Raw genomic sequence first — 15,647 nt, forward strand, 5'->3', positions numbered from 1 at the left:
CCCACCACTTTCGAACCAGAGGGAAGAGACACATGGCGAACATCTCCGCCGCTGACGTCAAGAAGCTCCGTGAGCAGACCGGCGCCGGCATGATGGACTGCAAGAAGGCCCTCACCGAGGCCGACGGCGACTTCGACAAGGCCGTCGAGATCCTCCGGATCAAGGGTGGCAAGAAGATGGCCGAGCGCGCCGCCGAGCGCGAGGCCTCCGCCGGCCTGGTCGCCACCGCCGGTGGGGCTCTCGTCGAGCTCAACTGCGAGACCGACTTCGTCGCCAAGGGCGACCAGTTCGTCGCCGCCGCCCAGCAGATCGCGGAGGCCGCCAACGAGGCGAAGGCCGCGGACGCGGAGACCCTCAAGGCCGTCACCGTGGGCGACAAGACCATCGGCCAGATCGTCGACGACCTCGCCGTCTCCATCGGCGAGAAGATCGAGCTCGGCCGGGTCGCGTACTTCGACGGTGAGACCACCGTCTACCTGCACCGCCGCGCGGCCGACCTGCCGCCGGCCGTCGGCGTCCTCGTCGAGTACGCCGGCGACGAGGCCGCGGCGAAGGCTGCCGCCATGCAGGTCGCCGCCATGCGCCCGCAGTACCTCACCCGCGACGAGGTCCCCGCCGACGTCGTCGCCAAGGAGCGCGAGATCGCCGAGGCGACCTCCCGCGAGGAGGGCAAGCCCGAGCAGGCGATCGCCAAGATCACCGAGGGCCGGCTCAACGGCTTCTTCAAGGACGTCGTCCTGCTCGAGCAGCCGTCGGTGACCGAGAACAAGAAGACCGTCAAGGCGGTCCTCGACGCGGCCGGCACCACCGTGAAGCAGTTCGTCCGCTTCGAGGTCGGCGCCTGACCCCAGGCACCCGCCGACGAGGCCGGGACGGAGCGCAACGCTCCGTCCCGGCCTCTTGTCATTTGCCGCGGTGTCGTCGCTGCGCTCGGGGCGGCGGGACGTCATACGAGTTGGCGGCGGTAGCGACCGGCACGGATGACGTTCCGCGGGACGTCGTACGAGGTGGTGGTCGTCGCCGCCAGGACGTATGACGTCCCCGAGCCGAACGGGCGGACACAAGCGCCGACTCGGCGTGCAACGGGGGCGGGGAGGGGGCTGTGCGAATGGCCCGCGGGGGAGCCCCGGGGTCCAGTAGTGTCCCGGTGCGGTCGCAACGGCCGTCTCGTCACGAGGGGAACCCATGGGTCTGTTCGACAAGGTGCGCGGCCAGTTCATCGACATCGTCGAGTTCCTCGACGACAGCCGCGACACCCTCGTCTGGCGGTTCCCGCGCCAGGGCAACGAGATCAAGATGAACGCCCAGCTCGTCGTGCGCGAGGGGCAGGTCGCGGTTTTCGAGAACGAGGGCCAGATCGCCGACGTCTTCACGCCCGGCACCTACACCCTGGAGACCAAGAACCTCCCGATCCTCTCCACCCTCAAGGGCTGGAAGTACGGCTTCAACTCGCCCTTCAAGGCCGAGGTCTACTTCGTCGGGATGCGGCAGTACACCGACATGAAGTGGGGCACCCAGAACCCCGTCACGGTCCGCGACGCCGAGTTCGGGATGGTCCGGCTGCGCGCCTTCGGCACCTACGCGCTCCAGGTCGTCGACGCCGCCAAGCTGCTGCGCCAGCTGGTCGGCACCGACCCGCAGTTCCGCACCGACGAGGTCGCGGAGTTCCTGCGCCAGAACATCGTCAGCCAGGTCGGCACCGCGCTCGGCAACTCCAACCTCCCGATGCTCGACCTCGCGGCCAACCAGCAGACGATCGCCGCGACCCTGGCCGGCACCCTCACCAGCAACCTGGCCGACTTCGGCATCAGCATCCCGCGGTTCGTCATCGAGAACATCTCGCTGCCCGCCGAGGTCGAGGAGGCGCTCGACAAGCGCACCCAGATGGGGGTGCTCGGCAACCTCGACCAGTACGCGAAGTTCCAGGCCGCCACCGCCATCGGCGACGCCGCCAACAACCCCGGCGGCGCCGGGGAGGGCATGGGCCTCGGGATGGGCGTGGCGATGGGCCAGCAGATGGCCAACGCGCTCTCCCCGCAGCAGCCCCAGCAGGCTCAGGCGCCCGCCGGCGGGCCCCCGCCGCTGCCGGGCGCGGGCGCCGCACAGCCGTGGTTCCTCGCGCTGGGCGGGGCCCAGGTCGGGCCGCTGGCCGCGGCCGACCTGGCCGGCCGGGTCGCCGCCGGCGAGCTGACGCCGACCACGCTGGTGTGGCAGCAGGGCATGGCCGCCTGGACGGCCGCCTCCGAGCTCCCCGAGCTCCAGGGCCTGTTCGCCGCCACCCCGCCGCCGCTTCCCCCGCAGGCCTGAGGAGCACGCCGTGCCCCACGACGAGACCGCGCCCGCGCCTGCCCCGCTCAGCTCCACCTGCCCCGGTTGCGGCGCCCAGACGGCGTACGCCCCGGGGACGACGTCGCTGCGCTGCTCCTCCTGCGGCGGCGAGCTGGCGATCGCCGAGACCGGCGCCGTCATCCGGGAGCACTCCTTCGACGAGTGGACCAGCCGGCACGGCGCGGTCGAGCTGGCGTCGCTGGGCGCCCACGACCTGCAGTGCCGCGGGTGCGGCGCGCGCACCGAGACCACCGACCTGGCCGGCACCTGCCAGTTCTGCGGCGGCGCCCTGGTCGCCGTCGCCCACCCCGAGGGGCTGGTCGCCCCCGAGGCGGTCGTCCCCTTCCACCTCGACCGCCGTGCGGCGGAGAAGGCGTTCGGCGACTGGGTCAGCTCCCGCCGGTTCGCGCCGGGGGCGTTGAAGAAGGTCGGCTCCACCGAGGGGCTGCAGGGCACCTACGTCCCGCACTGGACCTACGACGCGCACACCGAGACCGACTACGAGGGCCAGCGCGGCGACTACTACTACGTGACCGTCAGCCACCAGGTCTCCGATGGCAAGGGCGGCACCCGCACCGAGACCCGTCAGGAGCGGCGTACCCGCTGGCGCCACGCGTCCGGGCACGTGGCCCGGTCCTTCGACGACGTGGTCGTAGTCGGCACCGGCCGGCTCGACCCCGAGAAGCTCGAGAAGATGGGCCCCTGGAAGCTCGAGGACGCCCGGCCCTTCCAGCAGGAGTACCTCACCGGCTACTCCGCGCTGCGCTACGACATCGACCCCCAGCAGGGGTCCGACCAGGCGCGCGGCACGATGCGCGCGGTCATCGAGGACGACTGCGAGCACGACATCGGCGGCGACGAGCAGCGGGTCTCCGACATGGACGTCACCTACTCCCAGGCGATGTTTAAGCTGGTGCTGATGCCGCTGTGGATCGCCACCTACCTCTACGGCGGCAAGACCTGGCAGGTGATGGTCAACGCCAACACCGGCGAGGTCGTGGGGGAGCGGCCCTGGAGCGTCCCGAAGATCGTCGCCGCGGTGCTCGCCGCCCTGGTGCTGATCGGGATCGTGGTGGCGCTGGTGATGTCGGGGTCCGACAGCAGCGCCTGACGTCCCCGTCGTACGCCGGGGCCGCACCGCGGCGTTCGGTGGCTACGCCGCGATCCGATAGGTTGCTCCTCGGGCTGGGCGCGGATTCGCCGGGCCCGACCTCGATGTCGACCAGGGAGGTCCTCGGTGACCGGTTACCAGCGCGTGCTCCTCAAGCTGTCCGGCGAGGTGTTCGGCGGCGGGAACGTCGGGGTCGACCCCGACGTCGTCCAGAAGATCGCCCGCGAGATCGCCGACGTCGCCCGGGCCGGGGTGCAGGTCGCGGTGGTCACCGGCGGTGGCAACTTCTTCCGTGGCGCCGAGCTCCAGCAGCGCGGCATGGACCGCGTGCGGGCCGACTACATGGGCATGCTCGGCATCGTCATGAACTGCCTCGCCCTCCAGGACTTCCTGGAGAAGATGGGCGTGGAGACCCGCGTGCAGACCGCCATCACCATGGGCCAGGTCGCCGAGCCGTACGTCCCGCGCCGCGCGATCCGGCACATGGAGAAGGGCCGGGTCGTGATCTTCGGCGCCGGCATGGGCATGCCGTTCTTCTCCACCGACACCGTCGCGGTGCAGCGGGCGCTGGAGTCGCGCTGCGACGTGGTCCTGGTCGCCAAGAACGGCGTCGACGGCGTCTACACCGCCGACCCGAACGTGGACCCGACCGCGACCAAGTTCGACGAGCTCACCTACGACGAGGCGATCTCCCGCGGGCTGCGGATCATGGACCAGACGGCGTTCGCGCTGTGCGGCGAGAACAAGCTGCCCATGGTCGTCTTCGGCATGGAGCCGGAGGGCAACATCCTGCGCGTCGTGCGGGGTGAGAAGATCGGCACGCTGGTGAGCGCGGGCTGAGTCCCGCCCGCCACACCCGCGAGCACCAGCAGCGCACCACCGACGAGCAACCAGGAGCAGCCGTGATCAGCGACATCCTCAACGAGACCGACGGCAAGATGGACAAGTCCGTCGAGGCGACGCGCGAGGAGTTCGCGGCGATCCGCGCCGGGCGCGCGCACCCCAGCATGTTCAGCAAGATCGTCGTCGACTACTACGGGCAGCCGACCCCGCTGCAGCAGCTGGCGTCGTTCACCGCCCCCGAGGCGCGGGTCATCCTGATCCAGCCCTACGACATGGGCGCGATGGCCAACGTGGAGCGGGCGATCCGCGACTCCGACCTGGGCGTCAACCCGTCCAACGACGGCAAGGTGCTGCGCTGCGTGTTCCCCGAGCTGACCGAGGAGCGCCGCAAGGAGTACATCAAGGTGGCCCGCAGCAAGGCCGAGGACGGCCGGGTCTCGGTCCGCAACCTGCGCCGTACCGCCAAGCAGAACCTCGAGAAGCTCGAGAAGGACGGCGAGGTCGGCAAGGACGACGTCACCGGCGCCGAGAAGCGGCTCGACGGCATGACCAAGCAGCACACCGACGCCATCGACGAGATGCTGAAGAACAAGGAGGCCGAGCTGCTCGAGGTCTGAGGACCTCCCGCTCGCACTCCTCTCGATGACCGACTCCACGCCGGCCCCCGTCAAGGACCACGGCCGGGCCGGCCGCGACCTGCCCGCGGCCATCGGCTCCGCCTTCGTCCTCCTCGCCGCGATCGCGGCCTCGCTCGCGTTCTGGAAGACCGCGTTCATGGTGATCGTCGCGATCGCCGTGGTCGTCGCGATCTGGGAGCTGCACCGCGCGCTGCTCACCAAGGACATCGACATCCCCGAGCAGCCGCTGATGGTCGGCGGCGTCGTGATGGTCGTGGTCGCCTACGTCTGGGGCGCGCCGGCCCTGGTCACCGCGACCGCCGTCACCGCGCTCGGGGTGATGCTCTGGCTGCTGCGCCGCGGCATCGACGGCTACGTCAAGAACGCCACCGCCGCCGTCTTCACGCTCGTCTACGTGCCGTTCCTCGGCTCCTTCGTTGCCCTGCTGCTCGCCGAGGGCGGCCGCACCGGCGGCGGCTTCGACGACGACGGGGTCAAGGGGATCCTCGTCTTCATCCTCATCACCGTCGCCTCCGACACCGGCGGGTACGCCGCGGGCGTGCTGTTCGGCCGGCACCCGATGGCCCCGGTCATCTCTCCCAAGAAGTCCTGGGAGGGGTTCGCGGGCTCACTGGTCGCCACGACCCTGGGCGGCATGGCGCTGGTGGTCTACCTGCTCGACGGCGACTGGTGGGTCGGCCTGCTGCTGGGCCTGGTCGCGGTCGTGATGGCCACCCTCGGCGACCTGTGCGAGTCGGTGATCAAGCGCGACCTCGGGATCAAGGACATGAGCCAGGTGATCCCCGGCCACGGCGGCCTGATGGACCGGCTCGACTCGCTGCTCGCCACCATCGCGCCGGTGTGGCTGATGCTGCACTACCTCGTCTTCTAGGGACGGCGACCGGCCGTGACCCTGTTCCTCGTCCGCCACGGCCGGCCCCTGGTCGTGCCCGGGGAGCCCGCCGCCACGTGGGAGCTCGACCCGGCGGGGTTCGACGAGATCTGGGCGCTGCGCGACCGGCTGCCCCAGGGGGCGGCGTGGTTCAGCTCGCCGGAGCCCAAGGCCGTCGCGACCTGCCAGCTGCTCACCGAGGGCGAGGTCGGCGTCGTCGACGGCCTGCGCGAGCAGGAGCGCGGGTCCGCGTGGGTCGACGACTTCGAGGGGGCGGTACGACGGGCGTTCGCCGAGCCCGACGTACCGGCGCACCCCGGGTGGGAGCCGCTCGCGCGGACCCGGGAGCGGGTGCTGCGCGCGGTCGGCTCCGTGCGGCACGTGCACGCGGGGGAGGACGTCGTCCTGGTCGGCCACGGGACGGCGTGGACGCTCGTCGAGGCCGCGCTGACCGGTGCCCAGCCGGATCCGGACCGCTGGGCGCGCCTCGGCATGCCCGCCGTGGTGGCGCTCCCCGAACCACTACTGTCGTCCGGGTGAGCACGGAGGAGGGCCAGCGGGCCGCGACGGCGCCGTCCGCCCCGGACACCGAGCCGGGCCGGTGGCACCGCGACCACCCGACGTTCAGCTCGCTCGCCGGGTTCTTCACCGGGCTGCTGTTCGTCATCGTCGTCCCCGGCACGTACGCCGCGCTGCTGAGCGTGCTGGTCGACAGTGACACCGCCGAGGGGCTGTTCCCGCTCGTGCTGGTCGCGTTGGCGGTGCCGATCGGGCTGGCGGTGGCGCCGCGCACCCGGCGGTTCGGCCGCTTCATGCTCCTCGGGATCGTCACCACCGCGGTCGTGGTGCTGGCCTCCGCGGCGCTGGTGCTCTGGTACCTCTACCACTTCGACTCCTGAGCGCTCCCGCCGCCGTTTTCGGTTGACCCGCCGGGAGTGGGAGAATCGAGGCGATGTCCTCCACCACCACTCCCGAGCCGCCGGCCGGCGCGACCGCGCTGCCCCTGGTCTTCGACGAGCCCCGCGGCCGCAAGAAGCCCCCGCGGCACCTCGCCGACCTCGACGCCGCCGGCCGCAAGGCGCTGCTGGAGGAGCACGGACTGCCCGGCTTCCGCGCCAAGCAGCTCTCCACCCACTACTTCGGGCGGCTCGTCGACGACCCGGCGCAGATGACCGACCTGCCGGCCGCCCAGCGCGCCGAGCTCGTCGAGGCGCTGCTGCCGACCCTGATGACCCCGCTGCGCACGCTCGAGGCCGACCGCGGCACCACCCGCAAGACCCTGTGGAAGCTCTTCGACGGCGCGCTCGTCGAGTCGGTGCTGATGCGCTACCCCGACCGCGCCACCGTCTGCGTCTCCAGCCAGGCCGGCTGCGGCATGGCCTGCCCGTTCTGCGCCACCGGCCAGGGCGGCCTGCAGCGCAACATGTCGACCGCCGAGATCGTCGAGCAGGTCGTCGCCGCGCACCGCAGCATGGCCCGCGGCGAGGTCCCCGGCGGACCCGGCCGGGTCTCGAACGTCGTGTTCATGGGCATGGGCGAGCCGCTGGCCAACTACAAGGCCGTGATCGGCGCCGTCCGCCGGATGGTCGACCCCACGCCCGACGGGCTCGGCATGTCGGCCCGCGGGATCACCGTCTCGACCGTCGGCCTGGTGCCGCGCATCCTCCAGCTCGCCGAGGAGGGCATCCCGGTCACCCTCGCGCTGAGCCTGCACGCGCCCGACGACGAGCTGCGCAACGAGCTGGTGCCGATCAACACCCGCTACTCCGTCGACGAGACCGTCGCCGCGGCCTGGAACTACGCCAAGGTCACCGGCCGCCGGGTCTCCATCGAGTACGCCATGATGCGCGGCATCAACGACCAGGCCCACCGTGCCGACCTGCTCGGCGACGTGCTGCGCTCCTACGGCGACTGGGGCTGGGTGCACGTCAACCTGATCCCGCTCAACCCCACCCCGGGCAGCAAGTGGACCGCCTCCGACCCCGCCGACGAGCGCGAGTTCGTCCGGCGCCTGGAGGCCAAGGGCGTCCCGACGACCGTCCGCGACACCCGCGGTCGCGAGATCGACGGCGCCTGCGGCCAGCTGGCAGCCACCGAGTCCTGAGCCCGGCTGGATGACTCCCGAGCGGGTCGCCGCGGCCTCGGCCGCGTGGGTGTGGGTCCCCGACGAGGCGCGCACGGTCGAGGACGACGAGCTGCTGCTCGTGCGCTACCCGGACTGGTTCCTCACCCCGCTCGTGCTGGCGCGGTTCACCCCGCGCCGCCCGCTCGGCGAGGCGTTCGCTGCGGCGCTCACGGCCGCCCGCACGCTGGACTGGCCCGAGCTGCTGTGCTGGGTGCGCCTCGACGCCCCGCCGGGATGGGAGGACCTGCTGCGGTCGCGCGGCGCGACACCGGTCGAGACCCTCGACGTGCTGGCCCTCGACCTGCGCCCCGGCACTCCGGACCTCGGCGTACCCCCGGATTCGGAGGTGCGTCCCGTCGACGGTCCCGACCTGCTCCGTGACTTCGACGCGGTCAACGTCGAGGTCTTCGGCGGCGAGCTCCCGCCGGAGGAGCACGTCGAGGCGGAGTCCGTCCGCGCCGCCGCCGACCTGGCGGCCGGCCGGGCCGCGCGGATGGTGGCCTACGTCGACGGCGAGCCGGTCGGCTCGGGCGGCCTGACCGTCGCGGACGGCGTGGCCCGGCTCTGGGGCGGTGCCGTCCTCGAGGCGTCCCGCGGGCGCGGGGTCTACCGCGCGCTGCTCGCCGCCCGGCTGGAGTACGCCGCGGCGCACGGCGCGTCGGTCGCCCTGGTCAAGGGCCGGGTCGAGACCTCCGGGCCGATCCTGCGGCGCGCCGGGTTCGCGCCGTACGGGCAGGAGAGGTCCTACCGGCTGTCGCTCTGACCGACGTCGGCGCTTGCGTCCGACCGCGTTCCCGTCCGACGTGTGCCACGCTGGCGCCGTGAGAAGGCGGCTCGTGCGCGCACTGGGTGTCGCTGCCGGCGTGGTCGTCGGCGTGCTGGCTGTCGTCGCCCTGCTGAACCTCACGGTCTACCTGGAAGCCTCCGTCCCGCCGAGGGACGAGCTTCCGCAGCTGCCGTCCGGGCTCGAGATCGTCAACGAGACCGATGGCTGCGGCTCCGGGAACTGCTTCCGTGAGTTCGACGTCGTGGGCGCCCCCGGCGAGGCGCCCGCGTCGATCCTCGCCCGCCTGCCGTCGACCGAGGACTGCTCGGCCCGCTCGCTGGTGGATCGGCGCCCGCTCTGCGTGGGCTACCGGATGGGGGAGGAGGCTGTCCGGGGCTACGTCTCGCTCGGCAAGTGGTGGAGCTGACCGCCGCCGACAAGCGCCGCCGCCTCCTCGACGGTGTCGACGAGGTGCACGTGCGGCTCCATCACCCGGCCCGCGGCGAGCGCGCGGAGCAGCGGCCAGACGGGCAGCACCCGGGTCCAGTACTCCTCGCCGACCAGCACCATCGGCGCCACCGACGACTCGTCGGCGTAGTAGTTCTCGCAGGCGTCCTGGAAGACCTCCTGGACGGTGCCGCCGGCACCGGGGAGGAAGACGATGCCCGCGTCGCACGTCTCGAGGAGGACCGCCTCGCGGACCGCGTTGCGGAAGTACTTCGCGATCGCGCTGGCGAACAGGTTCGGCGGCTCGTGGCCGTAGTGCCAGGTCGGGATGCCGAGGGACTCCGGGCCGTCGGGGAACTGGGCGGCGACGGTGAGCGCCGAGCGGGCCCAGTCGGTCACGGACGGGCGGAACGACGGCACCTCCGCGAGCTCGGCCAGCGCGTCGTCGAGGTCGGCCGCCGGGCGGTCGGCCAGCCGGGCGCCGAGGTTGGCGGCCTCCATCGCGCCGGGTCCGCCGCCGGTCGCGACGGTGAGCCCGGCCCCGACGAGCTGCCCCAGGCGCGCGGCCGCGGCGTACGTCGGGTCGCCGCGCAGCGCGGCGTGCCCGCCCATCACGCCCACGAGCCGCCGGCCGCGCACCCACTCCTGCAGCGCCTGGTCGACGGCGTGGTCGTGCAGGGTCTGGGCGAGCTCCTGCTCGGGCTCCCAGGGCCGCTGGGACCAGGCGTAGGCGCGGGCGTCCAGGGAGTCCTCGTACGCCGGGGCGTCGACCAGCTCCTCGGCCGTGTAGAGCGCGGAGCGGTGCACGTCGACCGGCACGTCGGGGATGGCGGGCAGCACCAGCGCGCCGGCGGCAGCGACCCGCTCCGCGTCGCCGGAGGCGAAGGTGCAGCCCAGGAACGTCGCGCCGTCGACCCGGCTCCGCCGGAGCTCGGCGGAGCGGCCGGTCAGGTCGACCGACCGCACCCGCCACCCCGACATCGAGGTCGCGCCGGCCGCGAGCCGGTGGTCGAGGTCGTCGAGCGACTCGACGTGGACGATGCGGCCCCGGGTGCGCTTCACCCGGGCACCCTAGAACGCCTGGGCCACCAGCTCCCCGAACAGCGCGTGCTCGTCGGCCGCGAGCCCCCGCGCGCGGAACCAAGAGCAGACGTTGGCGCAGTCGCGCATCAGGAAGTCCATCCCCTGGAGGTTGCCGACCAGGTCGACGATCTGCGGGAGGTCGATGATCACCAGCCGGTCGCCCGCCGCCAGGAGGTTGTACGCCGAGAGGTCGCCGTGGACGATCCCGTGCCGGGCCATCGTGGCCAGCGCCTCGCGCAGCTGGTCGAAGTACGACGCGAGCAGCGCCGGCTCCGGTCGCGTCTGCGCCAGCCGGGGCGCGGTGTCCACGCCGTCCTCGGACTCGACGGTGATCCACTCCATCAGGATCTCGGTGCCGTCGACCTGGACGGGGTAGGGGACCGGCAACCCCAGCTTCCAGAGCCGCCGCAGCGCGTCCCACTCCGAGACCGCCCACTCGCCGGCGGCGACCTGCCGGCCGAAGGTGCTGTTGCGCTTGACGGCCCGCTCGTCGCGGGAGCGCTTCATGCTGCGGCCCTCGGTGTACGCCGCGGCGCGGTGGAAGGTGCGGTGCTCGCTGCTGCGGTAGCGCTTGGCCGCCATCACGACGCCGCCGCCGGGATCGAGGGGGTCGGCCCGCTCCACGAGGAAGACGTCGGCCTCCTTGCCGGTCTTGAGGATGCCGAGCTCGGTGTCGACGGCGCCGCGCGAGGTCACGACCCACGCGGGCCGCGGCTCGGGCCCGCGCGACAGCGGCTCGACGTCGTACCAGGTCGTCCAGCGCTGGCCCTCGCCCACCTCGTCGTAGGCGCGGAAGTCGAAGACGAAGCGCTCGTCGATCCCGGCGAGGGGATCGGGGTCGGGGTCGTCGGGTCGGTCAGGGGCGTGGGCGTCGGGCGGGTGGTGGGTCATGGGTGACGGTGCTCCATCGAGAGGTGAGGGGGTGGTCTGCGGACAGGCCAGGGACGGTCATGGACATGTCACGCTCCTCTCGACGGGCGGGCTGCGGACGCGGCCGGCTCCCGCCATGCTGGGGCCCGGCCCGGGACCGCGGCAACCGGATTACGGCGTACCGCCCCGGTCCGTTAGGTTGCCCCGGTGCTGACGCCCGCCCGCCGTGGCCTGGTCCTGCTGGTCTCGGTGGCGCTGGGGGGCACGCTCCTCGGGTCGCCGTCCGCGACCGCGCGTCCGGCACCCGCGGACCCGCGACCCGGCGCGAGCGGCGTCGGCGACCCGTACTTCCCCCTCGACGGCAACGGCGGCATCGACGTGCGCCGCTACGAGGTGCACGTCTCCTACGACTTCGAGAGCGCCGAGCTGCGCGGCCGGACCCGGGTCACGCTCACCGCCGAGCGCGACCTGAGCCGGTTCAACCTCGACCTGGTGCTGCCGGTGCGCTCGGTGCGCGTCGACGGGCGGCCCGCGGCGTACCGCAAGCCCGACCCCCACGAGCTGCAGGTGACGCCGCGGCGGCCGCTGCGCGCGGGGCGCACCGTCGACGTCGTGGTGGAGTACGGCGGCCGCCCCGGCTCGGTGTCGTACGCCGGGTCCCGCCCGTGGCTCGCCGACCGGCACGAGGTGGTCACGATGGCCGAGCCGCACATGGCGCCGTGGTGGTTCCCCGCCAACGACCACCCGACCGACCGCGCCCGGATGGACGTGCACGTCACCGTGCCGCGCGAGAAGCAGGTGGTGAGCAACGGCCGCCGCGTCGGCCGCACCGTCCGCGGGGAGCGCGCGACCACGCACTGGCGCTCGAGCGACCCGATGGTGCCCTACCTCGCCTTCTTCGCGGCGGGGGACTTCCGGGTCAAGCAGGGCCGGCACCGCGGGCTGCCCTGGTACGTCGCGGTCTCGGAGCGGCTGACCGCGCCGCAGCAGCAGCGGAGCATGCGGCTGATGCGCAGGACGCCGGGCATCACCGCGTGGGCCGAGCGCCGGCTCGGCCGCTACCCGTTCGAGAGCACCGGCGGGATCACCACCTCGCTGAACCCCGGCTTCGCGCTGGAGAACCAGACGCGGCCGACGTACCCCGTGCTGGGCCGCGGCGGCCGCTCGATCGTCGTCCACGAGGTCGCCCACCAGTGGTTCGGCGACTCGGTGTCGGTGGAGCGGTGGCGCGACGTCTGGCTCAACGAGGGCGCGGCCACCTGGATGGAGGCCCTCTGGCGCGAGACGCACGGCGGCCAGAGCGGCCAGCAGTGGTTGGAGACCACGCACGCGGGGCTGTCGAGGGACCCCGACTTCTGGAGGCTCCGGATCGACCACCCGGGCCGGCGCGACCTCTTCTCCTTCGAGGTCTACCTGCGCGGCGGGATGACCTTCCAGGCGCTGCGGCACCGGATCGGCGACCGCGACTTCATGGCGCTGCTGCGCACCTGGCTGCGCACCCGCGCCGGCACCACCGGGTCGACCGCGCAGTTCACGGCGCTCGCCGAGGAGGTCAGCGGCGAGGACCTCGACGAGTTCTTCGACGCCTGGCTGCGTACCCCCGAGCGGCCGGCCCGGACCGCCGCGAACGGCTTCTGACCCGCGGGACGGCGTACTGGACCGAGAAACCTTCCGCTTGACCGACGAAGCTCCGTCGGTCAAGCGGACGATTCACCGGTCGACCGGTGAATCGTCCCCCCGCGGGCGACCCCTCAGCCCCGCAACCGCACCGACAAGCAGGTCACACACCCCTCGAGCTTCTCGAACTCGCTGATCTCGACGGGCACCACGCGCAGGCCGCGCTCCTCGAGGAGCGCGGCGGTGAGCGGGGCGGCGGCGGACATCAGCACCGTGCTGTCGTCGAGCAGGACGACGTGGGAGCCGGCCTCCTCGGGGACCGGGAGGTAGCGGTCCCAGGCGTCGGGGTGGTCGACGAGGGGCGCGAACCCGATCGCGGTGCCGTCGGGGAGCGTGGTGATGGCCGACTTCAGGTGCAGCACCTTGGTCACCGGCACGCCGATCACCTCCGCCCCGAGCGGCGCCAGGAGGGCGGTCAGCTGCTCGAGCCCCGCCGCGTTGGAGCGGCCGCCCTGACCGACCCAGACCGTGACCCCGTGTGGTGTCACGTGCTTGAGGACGTCGCCGCCGTCGAGCGTGCCGGGCGCCTCGATGCGGGCGATCCGGTAGCCGAGGCCGCGCAGGGCCTCCTCGGTCCCGGCCGTCTCCGGCCGCCGCTCCACGGCGCCGGGACGGGTCACGACCGCGAGGTCGCCCAGCACCACGACGGTGTCCTCGACGAACGCCGCGTCGGGGCAGTCCTCCGCGGGCGGCACCTCGACGGTCTCCCAGCCCTCGGCCTGCAGCGCGGCGACGTACCCCTCCCACTGGCGCTGCGCCAACGCGACGTCCACAGACGTGCGGGGGAGATGGGTGAGCAGCCCCTTGGCGAGGAGCGGGCTCGGTCGGCGGACGAGGGCGCGCAGGGTCACGGGCACATCATGGACCGGACGGCGCGTGGCCGCCGAGTGAAATCTCAGTGCAGGAGCGGGGCGACGACCTTGGCGACCAGGCTGGGTCGACGGGTGAGCGTCTCCTCGGCGTCGGCGAGCGTCATCGCGCGCAGGCCGGCGTTGATGCCGAGCCAACGCAGCGGCTCGGGCTCCCACGGCGGCGAGCGGTGCCCGACCCACGGCAGGCCGACCAGCTCGGTGTCGTGGCCGAGCACCAGGTCGCGCAGCGTCCGGCCGGCCAGGTTGGTGGTCGAGAGCCCGTCGCCGACGTACCCGCCGGCCCACGCGAGCCCGGTCGTCCGGTCCAGCCCCACCGAGGCGGTCCAGTCGCGGGCGATGCCGAGCGCGCCGCCCCACGCGTGCGTGACGCGGGTGCCGGCCAGCACCGGGAACAGGTCGGTGAGGGTGGCGTAGAGCTTCGCGAAGACCCGCTCGTCGCGGTCGTGGTCGGGGTGGATCCGCGAGCCGAGGTGGTACGGCGCGCCGCGGCCGCCGAAGACCAGCCGGTCGTCGGCGGTGCGCTGGCCGTAGACGATGAGGTGCCGGTGGTCGCTGAACGTCTCGCGCCGGGCCAGCCCGATCTCCTCCCAGGTGGCCGCGGGGAGCGGCTCGGTCGCGATCACGAGCGAGTAGACCGGGACGACCGCCCGCCGGTGGCCCGGCAGCCGCGGGGTGTACCCCTCGGTGGCGCGCACCACGACCTCGGCGCGGACCCGGCCGTGCTCGGTGCGCGCGACCCCGGGCTCGATCCGCGTGACCGGCGACTGCTCCAGCACGCGGACGCCGCGCCGCTCCACGACGTCGGCGAGCCCGCGCACCAGGCGCGCGGGATGCACCGCCGCACAGTCGGGCGTGTACGTCGCGCCGCGGGTGCGGGTGGCCGCGAGCACCGACCGCGCCTCGTCGGCGCCGAGCAGCCGCAGGTCGTCCTCGCCGCGCCCCCAGGTCCGCGCGTCCTCGACCTCGGCGTGCGCCCGGGCCAGCTGCGCCCGGCTGCGCGCCACCACGACCGTGCCGCCCTTGGCCACGTCGGCCTCGATGCCCTCGGCCGCCGCGGCCCGCACCACCTCGTCGACCGTGGCCCGCATCGCCGCGTGCTGGGCGAGGGCCGCCGCCCTCCCGGCCGCGCCGCCACCGGCCATCGCGGCGAGGCTGCCGAGCGAGGCCGGGAAGAGCGCCGAGCACCAGCCGCCGTTGCGTCCGGACGCGCCGTACCCGGCGACCTCGGCCTCGAGCACCGCGACCCGCAGGGTGGGGTCGGCGTCGATGAGGTAGTACGCCGTCCACAGGCCGGTGAGGCCGCCGCCCACGATCGCGACGTCGACGTCGAGGTCGCCCGCGAGCGCCGGCCGCGGGGCCCAGTCGGTGCCCGCGGTCTCGTGCCAGAGCGACAGCCCGGCGTACCTCTCGCTCAGCGCACACCCCACGAGTAGGTCTGCTTGTGCAGGCTCAGGTACATGAACGTCTCGGTGGCGACCACGCCCTCGATGTCGCGGATCCGCCGGGAGATGATCTCCAGGAGGTGCTCGTCGCTCTCGGCGACCACCTCGGCGAGCAGGTCGAAGCTGCCGGCGGTGATGACGACGTAGTCGACCTCGGTCAGCTCCGCGAGGGCGTCGGCGACCGGCTCGAGCGGCCCGGTGACCCGGATGCCGACCATCGCCTGCCGGGCGAAGCCCAGCTCGAGGGGGTCGGTCACGGCCACCACCTGCATGACGCCGCCGTCGATGAGCCGCTGGACGCGCTGGCGCACCGCCGCCTCGGAGAGGCCGACGACCTTGCCGATCGCGGCGTACGAGCGCCGTCCGTCCTGCTGGAGCTGCTCGATGATGGCCTTGGAGACGTCGTCGAGGTGCACCGCACCGCGCTCCCGCTGGGGACTCATGCGCTCATGCTCCCAGGCTCGGCGGACTGGACCAAGCATCGGCGCGCACGCCTTCGCACGAGCGATTTCGTTGCGAACAGGTTTCCGATCGACGGGATCGCTTGTCGCGACCCGCCCCGCGTGGCACGATC

General features: G+C 73.2%; 17 protein-coding genes. 12 read left to right on the plus strand and 5 right to left on the minus strand.

The window, feature by feature from the left end; genetic code table 11:
• Positions 1-32 precede the first annotated feature (32 nt).
• The 11 genes from tsf to H4O22_RS06525 all read left to right on the plus strand — a co-directional run bounded on the left by tsf (position 33) and on the right by H4O22_RS06525 (position 9,109).
• On the plus strand, positions 33-845 hold the full coding sequence (gene tsf, locus H4O22_RS06475) for a translation elongation factor Ts (protein ID WP_182526199.1): 813 nt from the start codon (positions 33-35) through the stop codon (positions 843-845).
• 340 nt (positions 846-1,185) lie between these two features.
• Positions 1,186-2,307, plus strand: coding sequence for an SPFH domain-containing protein (locus H4O22_RS06480; RefSeq protein ID WP_182526200.1), 1,122 nt, complete (start codon positions 1,186-1,188; stop codon positions 2,305-2,307).
• Between the two features lie 10 nt (positions 2,308-2,317).
• Entirely contained in the window at positions 2,318-3,439 is a 1,122-nt protein-coding gene (locus tag H4O22_RS06485) for a hypothetical protein (RefSeq protein ID WP_182526201.1), read from the plus strand.
• A 126-nt stretch (positions 3,440-3,565) separates the two neighbouring features.
• A complete protein-coding gene (gene pyrH / locus H4O22_RS06490; protein WP_182526202.1) occupies positions 3,566-4,279 on the plus strand; it encodes a UMP kinase in 714 nt (237 codons plus the stop codon).
• Positions 4,280-4,344: 65 nt separating this feature from the next.
• The gene (gene frr / locus H4O22_RS06495) at positions 4,345-4,899 is read left to right on the plus strand and encodes a ribosome recycling factor (protein ID WP_220451374.1); all 555 of its coding nucleotides are present in this window, start codon (positions 4,345-4,347) and stop codon (positions 4,897-4,899) included.
• Positions 4,900-4,924: 25 nt separating this feature from the next.
• Positions 4,925-5,791: a phosphatidate cytidylyltransferase gene (locus H4O22_RS06500; protein ID WP_182526204.1), complete on the plus strand. Its 867-nt coding sequence runs from the start codon at positions 4,925-4,927 to the stop codon at positions 5,789-5,791.
• Positions 5,792-5,806: 15 nt separating this feature from the next.
• On the plus strand, positions 5,807-6,331 hold the full coding sequence (locus H4O22_RS06505; protein WP_182526205.1) for a histidine phosphatase family protein: 525 nt from the start codon (positions 5,807-5,809) through the stop codon (positions 6,329-6,331).
• A complete protein-coding gene (locus H4O22_RS06510; RefSeq protein ID WP_182526206.1) occupies positions 6,328-6,690 on the plus strand; it encodes a hypothetical protein in 363 nt (120 codons plus the stop codon). Before H4O22_RS06505 ends, H4O22_RS06510 begins: the two co-directional genes overlap by 4 nt.
• A 53-nt stretch (positions 6,691-6,743) precedes the next feature.
• Positions 6,744-7,895, plus strand: coding sequence for a dual-specificity RNA methyltransferase RlmN (gene rlmN, locus H4O22_RS06515; RefSeq protein WP_182526207.1), 1,152 nt, complete (start codon positions 6,744-6,746; stop codon positions 7,893-7,895).
• Between the two features lie 10 nt (positions 7,896-7,905).
• Positions 7,906-8,679, plus strand: coding sequence for a GNAT family N-acetyltransferase (locus tag H4O22_RS06520; RefSeq protein WP_182526208.1), 774 nt, complete (start codon positions 7,906-7,908; stop codon positions 8,677-8,679).
• A 73-nt stretch (positions 8,680-8,752) separates the two neighbouring features.
• Positions 8,753-9,109: a hypothetical protein gene (locus H4O22_RS06525; RefSeq protein ID WP_182526209.1), complete on the plus strand. Its 357-nt coding sequence runs from the start codon at positions 8,753-8,755 to the stop codon at positions 9,107-9,109.
• Here H4O22_RS06525 and H4O22_RS06530 read toward each other — a convergent pair.
• Together H4O22_RS06530 and H4O22_RS06535 are read right to left on the minus strand one after the other, a co-directional pair.
• Positions 9,079-10,191 (minus strand): LOG family protein, encoded by a 1,113-nt coding sequence (locus H4O22_RS06530; RefSeq protein WP_220451307.1) that lies wholly within the window; start codon positions 10,189-10,191, stop codon positions 9,079-9,081. The genes H4O22_RS06525 and H4O22_RS06530 overlap by 31 nt on opposite strands.
• 9 nt (positions 10,192-10,200) lie before the next feature.
• Positions 10,201-11,103, minus strand: coding sequence for a serine protein kinase RIO (locus tag H4O22_RS06535; RefSeq protein WP_182526210.1), 903 nt, complete (start codon positions 11,101-11,103; stop codon positions 10,201-10,203).
• 186 nt (positions 11,104-11,289) lie between these two features.
• Here H4O22_RS06535 and H4O22_RS06540 point away from each other — a divergent pair, with 186 nt between their 5' ends.
• On the plus strand, positions 11,290-12,720 hold the full coding sequence (locus H4O22_RS06540) for a M1 family metallopeptidase (protein WP_182526211.1): 1,431 nt from the start codon (positions 11,290-11,292) through the stop codon (positions 12,718-12,720).
• 113 nt (positions 12,721-12,833) lie between these two features.
• Here H4O22_RS06540 and ddaH read toward each other — a convergent pair whose 3' ends face one another.
• Genes ddaH through H4O22_RS06555 form a run of 3 tightly spaced genes read right to left on the minus strand, consistent with a single transcriptional unit; the run spans position 12,834 to position 15,516 of the window.
• A complete protein-coding gene (gene ddaH / locus H4O22_RS06545) occupies positions 12,834-13,610 on the minus strand; it encodes a dimethylargininase (protein ID WP_280530187.1) in 777 nt (258 codons plus the stop codon).
• A gap of 44 nt (positions 13,611-13,654) precedes the next feature.
• Positions 13,655-15,058 carry an NAD(P)/FAD-dependent oxidoreductase gene (locus tag H4O22_RS06550; protein WP_220451308.1) on the minus strand — a complete coding sequence of 468 codons (1,404 nt, stop codon included), beginning with the start codon at positions 15,056-15,058 and terminating at the stop codon, positions 13,655-13,657.
• Positions 15,043-15,516, minus strand: a complete 474-nt coding sequence (locus tag H4O22_RS06555; protein WP_182526213.1) for an Lrp/AsnC family transcriptional regulator — start codon at positions 15,514-15,516, stop codon at positions 15,043-15,045. The genes H4O22_RS06550 and H4O22_RS06555 overlap by 16 nt, the downstream gene beginning before the upstream one ends.
• Positions 15,517-15,647 lie beyond the last annotated feature (131 nt).

It is taken from the genome of Nocardioides dongkuii (genome assembly GCF_014127485.1).
Classification (GTDB): Bacteria; Actinomycetota; Actinomycetes; order Propionibacteriales; family Nocardioidaceae; genus Nocardioides; species Nocardioides dongkuii.